Genomic DNA, 17,446 nt, shown 5'->3' with positions numbered 1-17,446 from the left:
CGCCATCTCTCGGAAGCCGCCATGCGCATCGTGACCGCTCGCCTGAACCACGAGACGAACACCTTCTCGCCGCTGGCGACGCCGCTCGAAGCCTTCCAGCCCCTCTGGGGCGAGGAGGCCCGGGCGGCGGCCGAGGGCAGCGCCACGGCGCTCGGCGCCTTCCTGGCCTTCGCGAAGGCGCGCGGCGCCACGGTGGCGGTTCCGGTCTCGGCCCACGCCAACCCGAGCGGGCCCGTCGCCGACGCGGCCTTCGAGGCCCTGTCGGGCGCGATCCTGGCCGCGGTGTCGGAGGGGTGCGACGCCATCCTGCTCGACCTCCACGGGGCTATGGTGACCGAGAGCTTGGACGACGGCGAGGGCGAGCTCCTCGCGCGGATCCGGGCGATCGCGCCGGATGTGCCGCTCGGGGTCGCCCTGGACCTCCACGCCAACGTCACCCCCGGCATGGTCGCGGCGGCGGACGTGATCGTCGGCTTCAAGACCTACCCGCACGTGGACATGGCCGAGACCGGCGCGCAGGTCGCCCGCCTCGTCGGCCGCATGCTCGACGAGGGCTTGGCGCCGCACCTGGCCTGGTGTCATCCGCCCCAGCTCGCCCACACCCTGCGGATGGACACCCGGGTGCCGGGACCGATGGCCGATCTCGTGGCCGCCGGGCGCGCCGTGGAAGGGCGGCCCGGCATCCTCGCGGCCACGCTGTTCGGGGGCTTCTCCCTCGCCGACCTGCCGGAGGCCGGCGCGTCCTTCGTGGTCGCGGCCGAGAGCGCCGAGCAGGCGCGCGCGGCGGCTGCCGAACTCGGCGGCGCGCTCTGGGACCGCCGCGCGGAGTTCGTCTACGAGGAAGAGCCGCTCGCCGCCTCGATCGAGCGGGCGCGGACGGCTGCCGCCGCGCCGGGCACCGGCCCCGTCCTGCTCCTCGATCACGGCGACAATTGCATGTCGGGCGGCACCTGCGACGTGATGGACGTGCTCGCCGCCTGCCTGGAGGCCGGCCTCGACGGGATCGTGGCCGGGCCGATCTGCGACCCTGATTCCGTGGCCGCCCTGTTCGCGGCCGGGACCGGCGCCGCGGCGGAGATCCGGCTCGGCAACAAGGTGGCGCTCCCGGGCTTCCCGGTCCAGGCGCCGCTGGCGCTCTCGGGCCGGGTCGCGGGCCTCGGCGACGGCAGCTACGTGGTCACCGGCCCGACCTATACGGGACAGCGCTTCTCGATGGGCCGCGCCGCCGTTCTCGACACCGGCCGGGCCCGCGTGCTGGTGACCGAGCAGCCGCACGAGCCCTGGGACCTCGCGATCTTCACGCAGAACGGGCTCGACCCGCGGGCGGCGCGGTTCCTGATCCTGAAGTCGCGCATGTATTGCCGTCCGGTCTTCGAGCCGATCGCCCGGGCGGTCGTCGAGTGCGCCAGCGCCGGCGTCACCAGTTCCGACTACAGGCTCTTCCCCTTCGCCAAGCTGGCGCGCCCGGCCTACCCGCTCGACCCGGACGCGGCCTGGGGGCCGCGATGATCCTCGACGACGACGCGGAGGCGCCACCGCCGCGGCGGATCAAGCTCTCCGATCAGATCGCCGAGGATCTGTGTCGGCGCATCGCCCGCGACCGGATGGAGCCGGGGCAGCGCCTGCCGAACGAGCGCGCGCTGATGCAGCATTACGGCTGCGCGAAGGGGACGATCCGGGAAGCGCTGAAATCCCTGGAGGTGCAGGGGCTGGTGACGATGCAGCCCGGCCCGAACGGCGGCGCCGAGATCCGGCCGGTCTCGATCGATGCCGCCGCCCTGCAGCTGCGGCGCTTCCTGCATTTCCGGCAGCTCGACTTCGCCCAGGTCTACGCCGTGCGGCGCAGCCTCGAAGTCGCGCTCGGCCTCAGCATCGTGGGCCGGATCGACGACGACATCCTGCAGCAGCTGGCGCGCAACATCGATGCCTGCCAGGCGGCGGCCGATGCCGGCGATCTCGCCCGCGGGCGCCTCCTGGAGCTGAAGTTCCACGACATCCTGTGCGATGCCAGCGACAACGCGCTCCTCGCCTTCATGTGCCGGTTCCTGAACAGCCTGCTGCGCGATCTCGTCGAATTTCGCAGCGGCAGCGCGACGGAGCACGAAGCGTTCGGCGCGCACAACATCGACAGCCATCGCCGGCTCGTCTCCGCCTTCCGGGCGGAGGATGCCGGAGCCGTCGAGGCGGTGATGCACGAGCACATGTGCTGCGCCGAGCATTTCATGCGTCGGCTCGACGCCGCCTTTCACCGCGATCTCCTGAGCGGCGAGCGGGCGTAGGCCCCATCCGGCGCGGGGGCGGTCGAGCACCTGCCGGCACAAGATCGGCCCTTGGCGGAAGCGGCCGTTCGATGGTTGTGCGGTGACGCCTTCCTGTACGACCCCGGCGCGGATCCGGCCGGTGCCGATCGTTCAACCTCGATCGGCTGCCCGACGGCATCCGACGCGACCGGGATCAGACCTGGATCGTCCGTGGGCGACGTGACCCACCGGCGGCCTCCATCAAGACGCCCTGGAAGACGAAGTCCGTCCACCGCGAGCGGACGATGCGGCTCGGGCGCGGCCGCGCGATCGCGGCGCCGGGCGAGCTCGCGCGTGCGCCCCCCTGCGGGGCAAACCTCTGCGATGGGAACCATCGTCGGGGGTTCAGGGCGAGGCGGCCGAGGCGAGGGCCGCGGGATCGCGCACGACGACGCGGTTGCGGTGGAGGTCGAGCATGCCCTGGCGCCGCCAGCACTGGAGCTGCCGGTTCACCGTCTCGCGGGTCGTGCCCGCGAAGTCGGCGAGGTCTTCCTGCGAGATGGAGATCTCGCGGCCGAAATCCTCAGCCAGGGTCAGCAGGCGTCGTGCGATGCGCGCGGGCAGCGGCATCAGCACCGTCTCCTCGAGCCGCGCGCTGGCGGAGCGCAGGCGCTCGCACAGGAGTTCGATGACCCGCAGCGAGAGGTCGGCGCGCCGGCCGACGAGGTCCAGCATGTCGCGGCGGCGGACCGCGAACAGCGCGGCCGGCTCGGCCGCGACGGCGTCCGCGCTGCGCGGCCGGCCATCGAACAGCGCGATCTCGCCGAAGATGTCGCCCGGACCGAGCACGTTGAGCGTCATGCGCCGGCCCGCGCCGGTTCCAGCCGTGATCCGGATCTCGCCGTGGCGGATCGCGTAGAAGGCGTCCGCAGGGTCGTCCTTCCGGAACAGGGTCTCGCCGCGGGCGAGGCTGCGGGTGACGCACAGGTCGGCGACGGCCCGCCGCGTATCGGGTTCGAGGCGGCCGAAGAAGGGACTGGCGGAGAGCAGGCGCTCGAACTGAGCCGGATCGGCCACGACGGTCGCTCCATCCGGAGCCGCGGACCCGAGCGGACCCTGAGGCCGGCCGGGAAGCACAGGATAGCACGCCGCCGCGAACGCGCCATCCGCCCCAAGGGTGCGGCGCACTCCCGGAAGGGGGAGCCGGCCGCTCCTATCCTCCGCCTCCGCCTCCGGTGACCGGAACCCGCCCCACATCGGATCGGACAAGGCCGAGATCCGCGAGGTCGCGGTCGTTGAACCGGGCGAGTTCGCGCCGCGCGCGACGGCAATCGAGCCACCGCCTGAAGACTGTGAACGCTGCAGTCACGTGATCCTCCTCGGCTGCGAGGATCGACATGCCCCCTTCGTCCGCCCGCGTCCGTGATCGCCGTCACGGACCCGTCAAGCACCCGATCCGTCTCGGCTTCGCCGTCGCCGTCCGGGCGCGTCCGAGGGTGCCGGGCGGCCACTTGCTGTTCACGACGGCCGCGCCCGCCTGTCCTCGTCGGCATCCGGCTGGCGGTGCGCGCCCTCGTCGCCGTCTTCGGCGAACGCCACATCCGCGACCGGAGCGCGGTCGGCAGGCACCCGCAGCGCTCTCGCGGCGCGCGCTGATGGCGTCCCGCGTCGCGCATGGCGGGGGCTTCACTCGATCACCACGTCGGCGCTGCTCAGGATCGAGGGCGGCAGGGTCACGCCGAGGCGCGCGGCAGCCAGCAGGTTGGCGAACAGCTCGACCTTCGTGACGAGTTGCACCGGCAGGTCGCGGGGCTTCTCGCCCCGCAGCAGGCGCCCGGCATAGGCGCCGGCTTGGCGGTGCGTCTGCGTGAAGTCGCCCCCGTAGCTCATCAGGCCGCCGGCTTGGGGGAAGTCCCGGGACTGGGTGATCGCGGGCAGGCCGTGGCGGTCGGCGAGCATCGCTAGTTGCGCGCTGCGATAGGCGAAGAAGGGATCGGAGGTGAAGACGAGGCCCGGCGCCCCGAGCCGGTGCGGCTCCGTGAAGAGGGCCTCGAACGCGTCCTCGCGGCTCGCTTCTAGCACGTGCAGCCGCAGGCCGAGGCTCTCGGCCGCGGACCGGAGACCTGCGAGCTGCGAGCCGGCCGTGGGACTGGTCGGATTGACGGCGACGGCGAGGGAGACAGCGGCCGGAAACAGCTCTCTCATGAACTCGAGCCGCTTGTTCGAGACCTCGACGCTGAGGCTCGACACGCCCGTGAGATTGCCGCGCGGCCGCGCCAGATCGTCCACCACGCCGAGCGCGACCGGATCGCCGCCCATCTCGAAGACGATCGGGATCGTCTCCGTCGCCGCCTTCGCGGCGAGCACGACGGGCGCCCCTCCGGGGGCGACGAGGACCGCGACGCCGCTGCGCACCAAATCCTTGGCAAGCGCGGGCAGTCGCTCGTACCGGCCCTCCGCCCAGCGGTAGGCGATCGCGACGTCGCGCCCCTCGACGAGCCCGGCCTCGGCGAGCCCCGCGCGGAAGGCTTCGAGCCGGCTGGCGACGCGCTCGGGCGTCTCGGAGCCGAGATACCCGAGCGCCGGTCGCGTCGGCGGCTGCGCCCGCGCCGCCCGGGCCACCAGACTGCCGACCAGAGCGCCGGCAGAAGCGCCGAGGATGTCGCGTCGTCTCATCTGCTCGCTCCGCGCCGGCCGCCGGGCATCACGCCGCATCCGGCGCCGGCTGGACTTCGGCCTTTCGGCCGGCCGCCGCGGCGAAGACGGCAACCGGATCGTCGAAGCCCTTCAGCTGCCGCGTCCCGAGCGACACGAGGGGAAGGCCGCCCGCGATCGCCTCGGCCGCCGTACCGTCGACGAGGATCTGGCCGTCCTGCGCCGAGGCGCACAGGCGCGCGGCGAGGTTCGTCACCGTGCCGATGGCCGTGTAGTCGAGCCGACTGTCGGAGCCGATCCGTCCGACCGTGGCGGGTCCCATCGCCAGACCGATGCCGAAGCCGAGTGCGTGGCCGCGCGCGCGCCAGACCCCGATCAGGGCCTGCACCCGCGCCTGCATCTCGATCACCATGCGGGCGGCCCGCAAGGCCGGCTCGGGGCAGGCGACGGGCGCGTTCACCAGGATCATGACGCCGTCCCCGGCGAGGCTGACGAGCGTTGCGCCGTGCCGGTCCACGCAAACCCCGACCGCCGCGTGGTACTCGCTCAGGACACCCATGATCTGCGCGGGCTCGGACCGGGCGGAGAACGGGGTGAAGCCGCGCAGGTCGCCGAAGACGACGACGACCTCGACGCGCTGTCCATCGAGGAGGCTGTCGTCGCCGACGCGGTCCACGAGCTCGGCGACCTGCGGCGCGAGGAAGCGCTTGAGGCGGTCGATGCGCTCCGAGCGCTCCTGCGAGATCGCGACCTCGCGCGCCATCTCGTTGAAGCGGGACGCGAGCCGCCCCAGTTCGTCCCCGCGCGCGATCGCGATGCGGTGGTCGAACTGGCCTGCCCCGATGCGGGCGGCGCCTTCCTCCAGCAGGCGGATCGGCCCGGTCATGCGGCCGGCAAGCCAGTAGGCGAGTGCGGCGGCGAAGCCGGTGCCGGCCAGGAGCAGGGCGAGAAGGCGCCAGAAGGCCGCGCGGATCGGTCCGAACGCCTCGGCGACCGGCTGGTGGACGAGCACGCTCCAGTCCGGTCCCTGGACCGGCGCCATGGCGGCCACCACCATGCGCCCGGCCGGGTCCGGACCGGTGATCGCGCGACCGTGCTGCGCGACGATGGCAGCCCGCAGCGCCTGGAGGGTCTCGGCCGTCCGATCCCCGGCGCCGCGCAGGACGAGGCTGATATCAGGATGCGCGATGAGCCGGCCCGGCCGGTCGAGCACGAGGGCCAACCCGGTCTCGCCGATCCGGATCCCGGCGACGACATCCAGGATCAGCTTCAGGTTGATCTCGGCGACCGCGATGCCCGCCGCGGCACGGTTCCCCGCCACGGCGACCGTCATGTACGGCTCGGAATTGCGGTGGTAGGTCACGGGACCGAACCAGACCCGCCCGGCCCGGACGCCCGCGACCGCCGGATCCGCCGACGCCTCGGCCCCGCTCTCGACGCGGTTGAGGCCGATCCGCGAGACGGCGAGTCGCTCCTTCGAGGCGCCGTCGATCAGCCTGAGACTCGCCACGGCCGGGGCCTGGCGCAGCAGACGCAGGGCGTCGATGCGCCGCCGCTCATCGACGGTCCCCGTCCAGGGCAACTGGACCATCCAGGCGAGCTGGCTCTCGATCCCGTCGATGAAGTGCGCGATCCGCGCGGCCGCATTCCGGGCTTCGGCACCGAGGAGGTCGTTTAGGCGCGCCCGCTGGTCCTGATACCCGAACCACGCCTGACTGCCGCCGGCGGTGAGCAGCGGCACCGCCACGGCCGTGAACAGGACGAGGAAGTATTGCCGGAACAGCGAGCCCCGCGGCGGGATCGGGAGGCGGGCCATCGCCGCATCCTTTCCAAAACGCATCGATCGGCTCCGGGAGGACCCGGCGGGAGGAGCCTGCGACGCCCCCTCGGTCTCTCCGGGGCGCGCTTGGGACTGCCCGAGCGCGTCGATCAGCGCGCGATTATGTCCCTGACGTCGGGGTGGCGCCAGCCTGCCGGGCGCGTCGTCGAGCGCACCGGATCATGGATAGGGGCTCAGATATATAGTTCATGACCCCGCAATATGCGGTGCGGCGTGCCGACGGCCGCGGGCCGAGCATTCGACGCCTTGGTCATGGGGCCGGGCGTCATGGCGCCAAGCGCGCCGGAATGCCGTGCGGCTGCGTTCATTATTCGCTGCGGGCACTTGCGCGTCCATGCAGCATAATTCAAAGTCCCATCGCCCGCCGGCTCAGTTTGAGGTTGCGCGGCACGAGGTTCGTCGATGTCCGGTTCCGGCCAAGAGCCGGGCATCCCAGCCGCGATCTGCCGGAGTTGCCCTCTTCGATGCGCTGCCGGTGCGGCCGAAAGATCCTGAACAAACACAATGGACCTGGTGCCGAGAAGAGCACTGCGAGAGGAAGCGCCATGGGAATTGCTGTGCGAGCCGCGATCGGGGTCCTGTTGCTGACCGTCACCTCGGCGCAGGCCTGGGAACCCACGAAGCCGATCGAGATCATCGTTCCGTTCCCGCCCGGCGGAGCCTCCGACCAGATGGCGCGCACCATCCAGGGCGCGATCCAGAAGGGCAACCTCGTCAAGCAACCGATCATCATCGTCAACAAGCCTGCGGCCGCCGGCGGCGAGGCGATGCTCGACATCCAGAAGTCGGCCGGAGACCCGCACAAGCTCATCACCACCTCGAGCGGCATCTACATGACGCCGCTCGCCACCAAGCTCCCGGTGAGCTGGAAGGACTTCACCCCGGTCGCCATGATGGCGCAGGACGCGTTCGTGCTCTGGGTCAACGCCGCGAAACCCTACAAGACCGCGCAGGACTTCATCGAGGCCGCGAAGACGGCGGCGCCGCCGCTCAAGACCGGCGGCAACGGCTCGAAGCGCGAGGACCATCTCATCTCGGTGACGATGGAGCAGGCCACGGGCACCAAGATCACCTACGTGCCCTACCAGGGCGGCGGACCGGCCTCGGTGCAGCTCGCGGGCGGCCACATCGACGCCAACATGAACAACCCGGCCGAGGAGATCGCCAACTGGCGCTCCGGCTCCGTCAAGCCGCTCTGCGTGTTCTCGCCCAAGCCGATGGAGTACACGCAGAAGGTCACGGCCGACATGGCATGGTCGGACATCCCGACCTGTCCGTCGCAGGGCGTGAACGTCACCTACCAGATGCTGCGCGGCATGTTCATGCCCGGCAAGGTGACGCCGGAGCAGCAGGCCTTCTACGTCGACCTGTTCCAGAAGGTCAGCCAGACCCCCGAGTGGAAAGCCTACCTGGAGCGGAACGCCCTGGTGCCCGACTTCCGCGCCGGTCAGAGCTTCGTCGACTTCCTGACGGAGGACGAGCGCAAGCACAAGGATCTGATGACCAAGGCCGGCTTCATCGCGACGAACTGAGCGCGGCCTCGGGCCAAGACGCGGACCGACCCCGGAAGGATCCACCATGGCGGAAGCCTCATCCTCGCTCCCGGAGCGCGGCCTGTCGCGCCGGCTCGTCGAGATCCTCGTGGCGCTCCTGCTGATCGGGATCGCCGCGCTCGCCCTCTGGGACTCCTACGGGCGCGGGGCGGGCTGGGACAACGGACCGGAGAACGGCTTCTTTCCGGCCCGCGTCGCCGCGATCCTGGCGATCGCGGCCGGCGCCGTCCTCGTGGGGGCCCTGCGCCGGGAGGACAGCGTCTTCGTCACCTACGGCCAGCTTCGCCTCGTGGCCCAGGTCTTCGTGCCCCTGTTCCTCTACGTGCTGGCGATCGCGTTCCTAGGGATCTACCTCGCCTCGGCGCTGTTCATGGGCCTGTTCATGGTGATGCTCGGCGCCTTCCGCTGGTGGCAGGTCGCGCTCGCCGTCGTGCTCACGCCGCTCGTCACCTTCTGGGTGTTCGAGCTGCAGTTCCGGGTCCCGCTGCCGAAGGGCCCCGTCGAGGCCATGCTCGGCTTCTGAGCACGGCCGCAGGCACACCGTCGACGGCGGAGAGATCTGATGGACGACCTCAACCAGCTCCTGCTCGGCTTCCAGGTCGCGCTCACCTGGCACAACGTGCTGTTCATGGTCGTGGGCGTGCTGCTCGGGATCGTGGTCGGCGTGCTGCCGGGCCTCGGCGGACCGAACGGCGTCGCGATCCTGCTGCCGCTCACCTTTGGGATGGACCCGACCTCGGCGATCATCCTGCTGTCCTCGATCTACTGGGGCGCCCTGTTCGGCGGCGCCATCACGTCGATCCTGTTCAACATCCCCGGCGAGGCGTGGTCGGTGGCCACCACCTTCGACGGCTACCCGCTGGCCCAGCAGGGCCGGGCCGGCGAGGCGCTGACGGCGGCCTTCACCGCCTCCTTCATCGGCGCGCTCTCAGGGGTCGTGCTGATCACCTTCGTGGCGCCGCTCGTGGCGAAGTTCGCCCTGCGCTTCGGCCCGGCGGAGTTCTTCGGGGTGTTCTTCCTGACCTTCTGCTCGTTCATCGGCATGGGACGGGAGAACAAGGCCAAGATCGTCGCCTCCCTGGCGCTCGGCTTCCTCCTCGCGGCGGTGGGCCTCGACACCATCTCGGGCGACCTGCGCCTGACCTTCGGCGCGCCCGAGCTGATGAAGGGTTTCGACTTCCTCGTGGTGGTGATCGGCCTGTTCGGCGTCTCCGAGATCCTGCTCACCATCGAGGAGGGCCTCCACTTCAAGGGCAAGCGCGCCGCCATCGATCTCGGCGTGGTCCTGCGCACCTGGGCCGGGCTGCCGCGCTACTGGGCGACCCTGATCCGCTCCTCGGTGGTGGGCATGTGGATGGGCGTGACGCCGGGCGGGGCCATCGCGGCCTCGTTCATGGGCTACGGCCTCGCCAAGCGCTTCTCCCGCCGGCCCGATGCGTTCGGGCGCGGCGAGATCGAGGGCGTGCTCGCGCCCGAGACCGCGGCGCACGCCGCGGGCACCTCGGCGCTGCTGCCGATGCTGGCGCTCGGAATCCCGGGCTCGGCCACCGCGGCCGTCCTCCTCGGCGGCCTGATGATCTGGGGCCTGCAGCCCGGCCCGATGCTGTTCATCGAGAAGAAGGAGTTCGTCTGGGGATTGATCGCCTCGATGTACCTCGGCAACCTCGCGGGCCTGCTCATCGTTCTGGCCACGGTCCCGGTCTTCGCCGCGATCATGCGCATCCCCTTCGCGCTCGTCGCGCCGATCATCCTCGTCGTCTGCGCGATTGGCGCCTTCACAGTGGAATCCTCGCGCTTCGACATCTGGCTGATGCTGATCTTCGGCGTCGTCGGCTACGTGTTCAAGAAGCTCGACTACCCGCTCGCCCCCCTGGTGCTCGCCCTCGTCCTCGGCGACCGCGCGGAGGATGCCTTCCGCCAGGCGCTGCTCGGATCCGGCGGCGATCTCTCGGTCTTCTTCTCGAACGCCCTCGTTTCGTCCCTGATGATCCTCGGCCTGCTGCTTCTGGTGTGGGGGCCGCTCGGCGACCTGCGCCAGCGCCTCACGCGCAGGGGCGGCAACGATCAGCCGCCCCGGGAAATTGCCGGGTCCGGGGCCTCGTGAGTTCCGGCCCCGGGGCTCAACGGGACCCGGTCGGGCAACGCGCCTCGACCGAGCTTGGCGCGTATCCTCCAACGTCATCGCCTGTCAGGGCCGGAAACATCCGCGGGTCCATGGGCGGTCACTGGTCGCGCTGCTCACTTCGGGTGTAGGCGATGTCTTCAACCGCTCGAACGCGAATACCAACTCCTTCGGCCTCGACCTGCTGGCACCCCGCCCTGAGCAGGTCCCGCTGCGGCTCGGCACAATCACCGACGTCCTCCGGAACACCCGGAGCTTCGGCGGCCGTCCACGGTGCACGGCGCTGCCGAGCAGCCAAGCCCGGATCGGCTCCGCTGGGGATCCGCCCAGAGCCGGCGGCAGGCCCGCAGCTTCATTGACCAGATCGATACGCGCAATCGACCGCATCTGTTTGAATGATGGTGCAGTGCGGCGCACATGATCTCTCGACACAGGGCGTCGGCCCTGCCGAACGAGAGAGATCAGCACCATGACCCTTCGCCCCTTCATCCTCGCCGTCCTCGCCGCCGCCACGATGGCGGGCGGCGCGATAGCCGACGAGCGCATCGACCTCACGCCCACGCTCTACCGCGATCAGGCTCGCGCCACGGCGGCCGTACGGCCGGCGTCCGAGCTGACCACCACGCCGCGCCTGGTGCCCGCCGCTCCGGCCGCTGCGCGGATCGTCGCCGAGGCCACCGCCCGCTGATGGGCTGTCGATCGACGCAGAAGGCCCGCCGCTGAGGGACAGCGGCGGGCCTCACAGGCGGCAACGTCGGCAAGGCCCGCGCCGCATAGCCCTGTCTTGGGAGCCGTAGCGCTGCTCTGCGGGCGCTCGGACCCGGGGGTCCGGCCGTCGGAGGAGCCTAGAGCGGATTGATCAACGAAGCGTTGCACAAGGCGCGGATCAGCCGCCCCAGCAGGCCAGCGCGAGCAGGCCTGCGAAGAACAGGGCCGAGGTGGCGAGTACGCCCGCAATCTCGCGGTGCTCAAGGATGACGGTGCGGGAAGCGGCGATCATGGTGTTGACCGGATCAGGTTCGATCGGGTCAGCCTCGGGCCGAAAGCTTGACGTTTCGGAGGCGAACCGTGCCATCCACAGCGTCCGGGCCCCTGCTGCGGCGGCCGGGACACAGCTGGATCGCCCGCGCCCGAGTATGGCGGCTGCGCGACGCGCAGGGTCGTGGATTTCGTTCCGTCATGGGACGTGCGTCCTGGCACGTCGCGCCGGCAGAGGGCTCCCCATTTCAGGAACACGCAAACGGATCCTATCCGCTCGCTGAACCTCTTCGAGCAGCCATAAAGCGTTCTCCGCCGAGCGCAGTGCGTTCGTGTTTCTGTCGCAGGAGCGCATGCCTCCGCGCCGGGTTCTCCTCTCAGGCAGAGGATAGGGAGCCGCGGAGTGGAAGCCGAAGATCTGCAAGGTGCCTCGTACCGAGTGCTCACCTACCGCGACGGGCAACAGGTCATCTGCGAGAGCGTGGAGACCGAAGTGGCAGCGCGTACGCGCTTCGCCTCTGCGATCGACCTGTGCCGGACACGAGATGACGACCATCCGCATCGGGTCGAGCTCTGGCAGGAACACAGCCTGCTGGAGGCTTGGCCAGAGCAGATGAGCGAGGGCAGATGAGCGCATGACAGCGGTCACACCCTGCACCGCGGCGTCTCGAGGCGCATCGCCAAGCCCGCGCGATCCGGCGAGCGGCAACGATCATCCGATCACGCTCGCCGTCGTTCCGGATCGTCAGCCAGCGCCTCCATGACAAGCTTGTTGACCTGAGCGTCCCGTTTGGCCTGCCGGAGAACGATCCGTGCGGCAAAGCGAGCGTTAGCCGCTCGCAGCTCGCCCCGAGGCTGGCCATCGCGCAGCGCGCGCCAAGCCAGGGCGCGAAACCAGTTGGCATTCGCGATCGCGGTTGCGCGCCTCTCGGCGAATGCGCCACGCTTGATCGATTCTGGAGCAGACAGCACCAGCATAGCTTCAAGTCCTGAGCGGCCGGCCCATGCCTGCTTGAACATGGGATGGCAGAAGGCGGGACACAATGTGCTGAGCAAACACTGTTCCGGGACTACGGTTTTCCACCGTCGCTGAATCTGCACGTTCGGACCGTCCGCCGTCACGGATCCGCTGGGCCGAGTTGCGCGGCTGTCGGAAGCGGTCGGTGACCAGCCGCTCCCGACCAGCGTGATCCGGTCGATTCCTCCGGAGGCATGGGCACGTGAGCACACCGGCGTCGAACCCCTGGCCGGAACTGCATCCCGGCAGCATGATTGGCATCACAGGTACTCGTTGGCAGGATGGCCGCAATATGCCACAGATGTTCGACTGGATCTTCTTTGCGATTATGCTTCCGGTCCCAGCCTTCCTCGTCTGGGATTATCTTGCACATCGTTCACCGGGGGATCGGCCGCTTGGGCAGATTCTCTTCGGGCCTGCAGTTCGGGGCCAGGGTGGAAATAGGCTCTCCGATCCGGGCGTGTCCCAGTCGGATTGAACACCGCTTCGTGGGCTTGTCTCTTGGACCGGGCCAGCACAGGCGCGGGCCGAGCGCGCGGAAGCACACGGCCAGGTGCGGCAGCCTGGACGGGCACGATGAAGACGATCGTACCGTGGAGCGTCGGGCCGGCGATGATCCTGAGCATCTCGATCACGGCGCGATCCCCCTGGGCCATGGGCGGCCGTCCTGGGGCCGGAGGTTTAGAGGCTTGGCTATTCGGCCGGATGGCGTGGATCGTCGCGCGGTGCCCGCTGCGAGGCCGCCGGACGGCCGGCCCCAGAAGCTTGATGGGGAGGACGCATGTTCACGCACGTCATGATCGGGAGCAACGACTTGGAACGGGCCAGGAGCTTTTACGACGCCACGTTCGCAGCTCTCGGCGGCAAGCCCGGCAGGATGGATGAGAGAGGCAGGCTGATCTATGCCTACGCGGGCGGTCGGCTGATGATCACGAAGCCGATCGACGGCAATCCGGCAACCGCGGCCAACGGCGGGACCATCGGTATCGTCGCTGCGAGCCGCGATCATGTCCTCGCGTGGCACGAGGCCGGCACCGCGCATGGGGGTACGGCGATCGAGAGCCCACCCGCGCAGCGCCCGAACGGGGCCTTCGTTGCCTATCTCCGCGACCCGGACGGCAACAAGCTCACAGCACGGACTCAGCCGGCGCAGTGATTCGCGTGGCCGGCCGCACCGCGCCGCCTTCGGACGCTCGCCCTCGTCCGGCTCGCGCAGCGGCGGCCATCTCGTCCTATTCGACGTCCATGAGCGGCATCGACCGCCGCGCCGCAAGGGCGATCCCGACACCGCGCCGCAGCTGTTCAGCCTGAAGATCGACATGCGCTCCGACCGCGCGGGGACCGCCTGACGGACGAGTATCCGATTGGGATGATGCGGCGGGCGCTGCCCTGATCCATCCTGGAGCTCTCGGTGCCGAGCGTCGGAAATCAGCCGCGCGTCGGCCTCCGCCGGCGCGTGGCCCGATCAGCCCGCGCCAGCAAGCACATCCAAAGCTCGCCTTCGAAGAGGCGCGCCGAACGACGTGGGGTGGCCATGAGACACGCAATGGTCGGCTGGCTCGTGGTCGGGCTCGCTGTTTTCGAGAGCACCTCCGCCGCCGCACAACGCGGTCGGCTTCACCGGTTGTTTCCTCGTGAGAGGCAGGAAGCACCGCGGCTCGATCCTCCGAGACCGCCCGCGGTATCGCCGCCAGCCGACGACGGCATCATCCGCTGGAATACGCCGAACAAGGACGGCAATCTGAGCGGTCCAGGCATGGGCGGCAGCGGCGGTGGCGGCGGGTGAACGACGCCGTCCTCGCGCCGGGGCTCTGATCAGGCATGCTTTCGCAACCCGCTCGTGGCATCGGGCCGTTGCTGCAGCCGTTCGATCCGGGCGCCCAAGGGCTGAGCATGTCCCATGAGCATGTCCCATGGCTTCGCGCCATGGGACAGCGGACCGTTGAACGAACGCGTTTCAGGCGAAGTAGCCGTCGCCGAAGGCCGTCACAGTCACGCCTGCGGGTTCCGCCGTGCCCCCACCCGAGAGGGTGAGCAGCCCATTCCCGTTCCGCGCCTCGATCTTTGTGATGGTCTGGCCGCCCAGGTCGATGCGGTCGCCATCGTTTTTGTTGAAGCCGGCGATCAGGTCGCGGTCGCCCGGGTTCGCGGGAAAGGCATAGAGGTCGGCGCCAAGGCCGCCGACGAGGGTGTCGTTGCCGGGGCCGCCCTACACCACATCGGAATAGGTCGTGTCAGCCGTCAGTATGCCCGCCTCGCCAAATTTATGAGTGGGGGGGGCATTTGACAGTATGAAAACAGACGGAATTTAAAATTTCCAAACAGTATTTTTGCCAGTCGCAGACTGTATGGCTGCCGTTGCAGATAAGGCTTGGATTTTTGATTTCTCCGCCATTTGACTTGCTTTGGCACCCATCTTTGGGCTGTTGTGCTTGCTTTTCTCAGCGTTGCGAGTGCACAGCCTTCTTAGACGTCCGAGGACGAGGTCGAGTCAGTCATCTGTTCGGGCGTCGGCTATGATCTCGATGTCCCTCAACTCCTCCCGCGTCCCATGCTGAGGCGTCACCAGGATCCGCGCAGCCTTCAGGCCGCGCCGGGGCTGGCCCTCACGGCGGGCTATCTCCGAGTTGATAGCGGTCGCAATGAATTCCAGCGGGGCCTCGCCGTGTCTTAGTACAGACTTCAGCGCGCTCAGCTCGGCTGAAGTCAGAGACATCTTCTTTAGGCCCACGAGCAATTCCAGGGCGGCGTGCAGCGCATTAGCCGAGGGGTACAGCAAATCTCTCTCTGCCCGCATTCGCCTCTATGGACTCCTCAACACAACCAGAAGCTGCTGTCAAACTCGAACGGTTATGGTGCGTCATCCTCCTGCGGCGACCATGCCGGACGGTCTCACCGGCTCTGAATGTGGTGCCGTCAACATGGGAGCAGCGCAGCAACGCGCAGATCGGATCGGCACGGGGGGGCAGCCTCTTGCGAGACGGCGCCATCCTGCGGCCATGGCCGAGTCACAGAAGGCCCGGGGTGAGCAGTGCAAGACCGCCGGATCACGGCCGATGCGATTGCCGCTGCCGTGCTCGCGAAGGCCGAGGCAGAGGCGTTCAAGCTCAGCGCCTAAACGCTCGACCTCGCCGCAGGATCCAGGCGCATGAATCCCTGCGGAAGACGCTGGCCGACGATGCGGCGCCGACTGGCTTTCGGCGCACCACGGCACGGCCGGAGAAGGGCAACCTGCGGATGCTTTGCCGTCGCACGAGTCTCAGCCTATCGACTGCCACAGACATAACGCTGATCTTCACTCCAATCCTCACGGCTGCACAAGATCTGTCGTAAACCGACATATGCCTTCTGAGCCGATTGCTTTTTTGGACGTCGGGGCCGATCGCGTCGACATTGGTCCCATCTTGGCGCAACATTGCAGGCCGTGCTGACGAATTGTTAGGGAGGGGCTCGCTAGGCTTGATCGATGGGTGGAGGCGGCGCGCATCGCTCGAGCATGTGCCGCCAGCGCTCGTGTGTCGTCACACTAAACTCGTCGATGCGATTGCTATGGACCTTACGATCGACAGCCCGCGCGAGGCGCGACTATCGCAGTTCTGGGAGACGGCAAAGAACTCGCGCTTCCGCTTGGCGGTGTTTCTGGCACTCAACGTCAGATCGACGATCCAGGCAGCGATGGACATTCGCGCGCTACCCTGTCTGGAAGCCCGTCTGAGCTCCACCTGTGAGGGGCGGGCCATAGCGGGCAGCCTGAAGAGGCGTGGGCTCCTGAAGACGCTCAGCCTGGCCACAGCCGGCTGTTGCGTGCTGGCCATTCCCGCTACGCCACAAGCCTACGGTGTGGGCGCCAGCAAGCAGACCCTTCGCAGGAAGGTGCGTGCCGCACAGAAAGCCGGGGTTGCATGCCGGACCGTTGATGATCCTGCGGAGCAACGCGCGCTTGTGAAGCAGCTGGACCGAGCTTTGGCGATCAAGAACAATTCGGCTTATCGTGAGGTCAACGCCAACCACTCTCATCTAGTCGCGTGCGGGCTCTGGACGGTCGCGTTCTCGAAAAGCGGAGAACCGCTCGTGATCGCGGTCACACCACGCGACGGCCAATGGTCCATCCTCCAGGCCTTCATCTCTCTCGGGGAGACGCAGGAGCATTCCGACGCGCGGTATCTCCTGACGCAGGCTGTGGTCGAGAGCCTGTCGCAGAACGGTGTGCAGTACCTCGTTGACACGCATAGCCCATCAGAGCTGCGCAACGGCTTGCGGCATTTCCAGAGGATGCTCGGGTTTCGCATTGCCCGCGTGCGCATCGTAAGGACGGCGAACCGCAGCGCTCGGGCGGCGCGTCCGTTGGCTCAGCGATTTCCAGCGGAGATGTGCGCCGCGCTTCTGATGATCGCGTAGGGGCTACCCCGAGTCTACGCCGCCGCGACCGGCCGCTCGCTCACCTCCGCCGTGTAACGGAGCGTCCGCATCTCGAACTTCGTGCTCCAGCGCCGCCGGTCGACAAGGGTTTGCTCGTGACGGCGCGCCCGCGTCCCAGCGTGCGTTGCAGGCGCCAATCGCCGCCAGATGCTCGGATGACGACGCGCCGGCCCGCAACGGCCACCGCCCGCGACGGGCCCGCCCGGGCAACCTGAAGTATTTCAGAAGTCTCATCCACGGTTATCATAGATTAAGGAAATTTATCATGCTCTGATGCCAGCGCTCAAACACAGCTTCGCGCAAGTCTTCCGACGTAACCACTCGAAGAGCACATGCAGGCGGACGCCTGACAACCATGCGACTTACGGAGACGAGGCATGAGCGGAATCTACCTGTTCGATCTCGCCTCGATGCAGGCCCGCCACCTGGCGGTGCGGCAGGCGACCATCGCCGGCAACGTCGCGAACGCGAACACGCCGGACTACAAGGCCCGGGACGTGACGCCCTTCGCGCAGATCCTGGCCCGCACCAGCTTCGAGATGGCGCAGACGGCCTCCACCCATGTGGGCGATCGTGGCGGCTTCGTACGTACCGTCGAGGCGAAGGACGGCTGGGACGTGC

Annotated in this window: 20 protein-coding genes; 13 read left to right on the top strand and 7 right to left on the bottom strand. The window is 68.8% G+C overall.

All coding sequences use genetic code 11. From position 1 onward, the window contains the following. Positions 1–21: 21 nt before the first annotated feature. Positions 22–1,509, top strand: coding sequence for a M81 family metallopeptidase (locus MFF54_RS20405; RefSeq protein ID WP_238305282.1), 1,488 nt, complete (start codon positions 22–24; stop codon positions 1,507–1,509). Next, entirely contained in the window at positions 1,506–2,279 is a 774-nt protein-coding gene (locus tag MFF54_RS20400) for a FadR/GntR family transcriptional regulator (protein WP_238305280.1), read from the top strand. Before MFF54_RS20405 ends, MFF54_RS20400 begins: the two co-directional genes overlap by 4 nt. A 366-nt stretch (positions 2,280–2,645) precedes the next feature. On the opposite strand, the gene MFF54_RS20395 is transcribed toward MFF54_RS20400, so the two are convergent. The 4 genes from MFF54_RS20395 to MFF54_RS20380 all read right to left on the bottom strand — a co-directional run bounded on the left by MFF54_RS20395 (position 2,646) and on the right by MFF54_RS20380 (position 6,711). Then, on the bottom strand, positions 2,646–3,317 hold the full coding sequence (locus MFF54_RS20395) for a Crp/Fnr family transcriptional regulator (RefSeq protein ID WP_238305272.1): 672 nt from the start codon (positions 3,315–3,317) through the stop codon (positions 2,646–2,648). A 136-nt stretch (positions 3,318–3,453) separates the two neighbouring features. Continuing rightward, a complete protein-coding gene (locus MFF54_RS20390) occupies positions 3,454–3,639 on the bottom strand; it encodes a DUF1127 domain-containing protein (RefSeq protein ID WP_238305270.1) in 186 nt (61 codons plus the stop codon). A gap of 287 nt (positions 3,640–3,926) precedes the next feature. Beyond that, on the bottom strand, positions 3,927–4,916 hold the full coding sequence (locus MFF54_RS20385; protein ID WP_238305262.1) for an ABC transporter substrate-binding protein: 990 nt from the start codon (positions 4,914–4,916) through the stop codon (positions 3,927–3,929). 28 nt (positions 4,917–4,944) lie between these two features. Beyond that, positions 4,945–6,711, bottom strand: a complete 1,767-nt coding sequence (locus tag MFF54_RS20380) for a cache domain-containing protein (protein ID WP_238305254.1) — start codon at positions 6,709–6,711, stop codon at positions 4,945–4,947. 569 nt (positions 6,712–7,280) lie between these two features. Between MFF54_RS20380 and MFF54_RS20375 the strand changes: the two genes are divergently transcribed. The 4 genes from MFF54_RS20375 to MFF54_RS20360 all read left to right on the top strand — a co-directional run bounded on the left by MFF54_RS20375 (position 7,281) and on the right by MFF54_RS20360 (position 11,098). Beyond that, positions 7,281–8,267 carry a Bug family tripartite tricarboxylate transporter substrate binding protein gene (locus MFF54_RS20375; protein ID WP_238305246.1) on the top strand — a complete coding sequence of 329 codons (987 nt, stop codon included), beginning with the start codon at positions 7,281–7,283 and terminating at the stop codon, positions 8,265–8,267. 46 nt (positions 8,268–8,313) lie between these two features. Then, positions 8,314–8,811: a tripartite tricarboxylate transporter TctB family protein gene (locus tag MFF54_RS20370; RefSeq protein ID WP_238305244.1), complete on the top strand. Its 498-nt coding sequence runs from the start codon at positions 8,314–8,316 to the stop codon at positions 8,809–8,811. A gap of 39 nt (positions 8,812–8,850) precedes the next feature. After that, positions 8,851–10,392 (top strand): tripartite tricarboxylate transporter permease, encoded by a 1,542-nt coding sequence (locus MFF54_RS20365; protein WP_238305242.1) that lies wholly within the window; start codon positions 8,851–8,853, stop codon positions 10,390–10,392. Between the two features lie 487 nt (positions 10,393–10,879). Next, entirely contained in the window at positions 10,880–11,098 is a 219-nt protein-coding gene (locus tag MFF54_RS20360) for a hypothetical protein (protein ID WP_238305233.1), read from the top strand. Positions 11,099–11,296: 198 nt separating this feature from the next. On the opposite strand, the gene MFF54_RS20355 is transcribed toward MFF54_RS20360, so the two are convergent. Then, positions 11,297–11,485, bottom strand: coding sequence for a hypothetical protein (locus MFF54_RS20355; RefSeq protein WP_238305231.1), 189 nt, complete (start codon positions 11,483–11,485; stop codon positions 11,297–11,299). A gap of 306 nt (positions 11,486–11,791) precedes the next feature. Between MFF54_RS20355 and MFF54_RS20350 the strand changes: the two genes are divergently transcribed. Next, positions 11,792–12,019, top strand: coding sequence for a hypothetical protein (locus MFF54_RS20350; protein ID WP_238305229.1), 228 nt, complete (start codon positions 11,792–11,794; stop codon positions 12,017–12,019). A gap of 89 nt (positions 12,020–12,108) precedes the next feature. On the opposite strand, the gene MFF54_RS20345 is transcribed toward MFF54_RS20350, so the two are convergent. Continuing rightward, positions 12,109–12,366, bottom strand: a complete 258-nt coding sequence (locus tag MFF54_RS20345; protein WP_238305227.1) for a hypothetical protein — start codon at positions 12,364–12,366, stop codon at positions 12,109–12,111. A gap of 242 nt (positions 12,367–12,608) precedes the next feature. On the opposite strand from MFF54_RS20345, the gene MFF54_RS20340 reads away from it, so the two are divergent. The 4 genes from MFF54_RS20340 to MFF54_RS20325 all read left to right on the top strand — a co-directional run bounded on the left by MFF54_RS20340 (position 12,609) and on the right by MFF54_RS20325 (position 14,693). After that, a complete protein-coding gene (locus MFF54_RS20340) occupies positions 12,609–12,884 on the top strand; it encodes a hypothetical protein (RefSeq protein WP_238305225.1) in 276 nt (91 codons plus the stop codon). A gap of 303 nt (positions 12,885–13,187) precedes the next feature. Then, complete coding sequence (locus MFF54_RS20335) at positions 13,188–13,562, top strand: VOC family protein (protein ID WP_238305223.1); 375 nt, start codon at positions 13,188–13,190, stop codon at positions 13,560–13,562. Between the two features lie 390 nt (positions 13,563–13,952). Beyond that, on the top strand, positions 13,953–14,192 hold the full coding sequence (locus MFF54_RS20330) for a hypothetical protein (protein WP_238305221.1): 240 nt from the start codon (positions 13,953–13,955) through the stop codon (positions 14,190–14,192). Positions 14,193–14,306: 114 nt separating this feature from the next. Next, the gene (locus MFF54_RS20325) at positions 14,307–14,693 is read left to right on the top strand and encodes a hypothetical protein (protein ID WP_238305219.1); all 387 of its coding nucleotides are present in this window, start codon (positions 14,307–14,309) and stop codon (positions 14,691–14,693) included. A 204-nt stretch (positions 14,694–14,897) separates the two neighbouring features. On the opposite strand, the gene MFF54_RS20320 is transcribed toward MFF54_RS20325, so the two are convergent. Continuing rightward, the gene (locus MFF54_RS20320; RefSeq protein WP_238305217.1) at positions 14,898–15,203 is read right to left on the bottom strand and encodes a hypothetical protein; all 306 of its coding nucleotides are present in this window, start codon (positions 15,201–15,203) and stop codon (positions 14,898–14,900) included. Between the two features lie 752 nt (positions 15,204–15,955). Between MFF54_RS20320 and MFF54_RS20315 the strand changes: the two genes are divergently transcribed. Next, positions 15,956–16,804 carry a hypothetical protein gene (locus MFF54_RS20315; RefSeq protein ID WP_238305215.1) on the top strand — a complete coding sequence of 283 codons (849 nt, stop codon included), beginning with the start codon at positions 15,956–15,958 and terminating at the stop codon, positions 16,802–16,804. Positions 16,805–17,202: 398 nt separating this feature from the next. Next, positions 17,203–17,446: flagellar basal body protein (locus tag MFF54_RS20310; RefSeq protein ID WP_238305213.1), on the top strand; the 244-nt coding region annotated here is incomplete at its 3' end.

Source organism: Methylobacterium gregans (assembly GCF_022179245.1).
Taxonomy (GTDB): Bacteria; Pseudomonadota; Alphaproteobacteria; order Rhizobiales; family Beijerinckiaceae; genus Methylobacterium; species Methylobacterium gregans.
The sequence above is the reverse complement of the archived record's forward strand: the minus strand, read 5'-3'. Positions and strand labels throughout refer to the sequence as shown.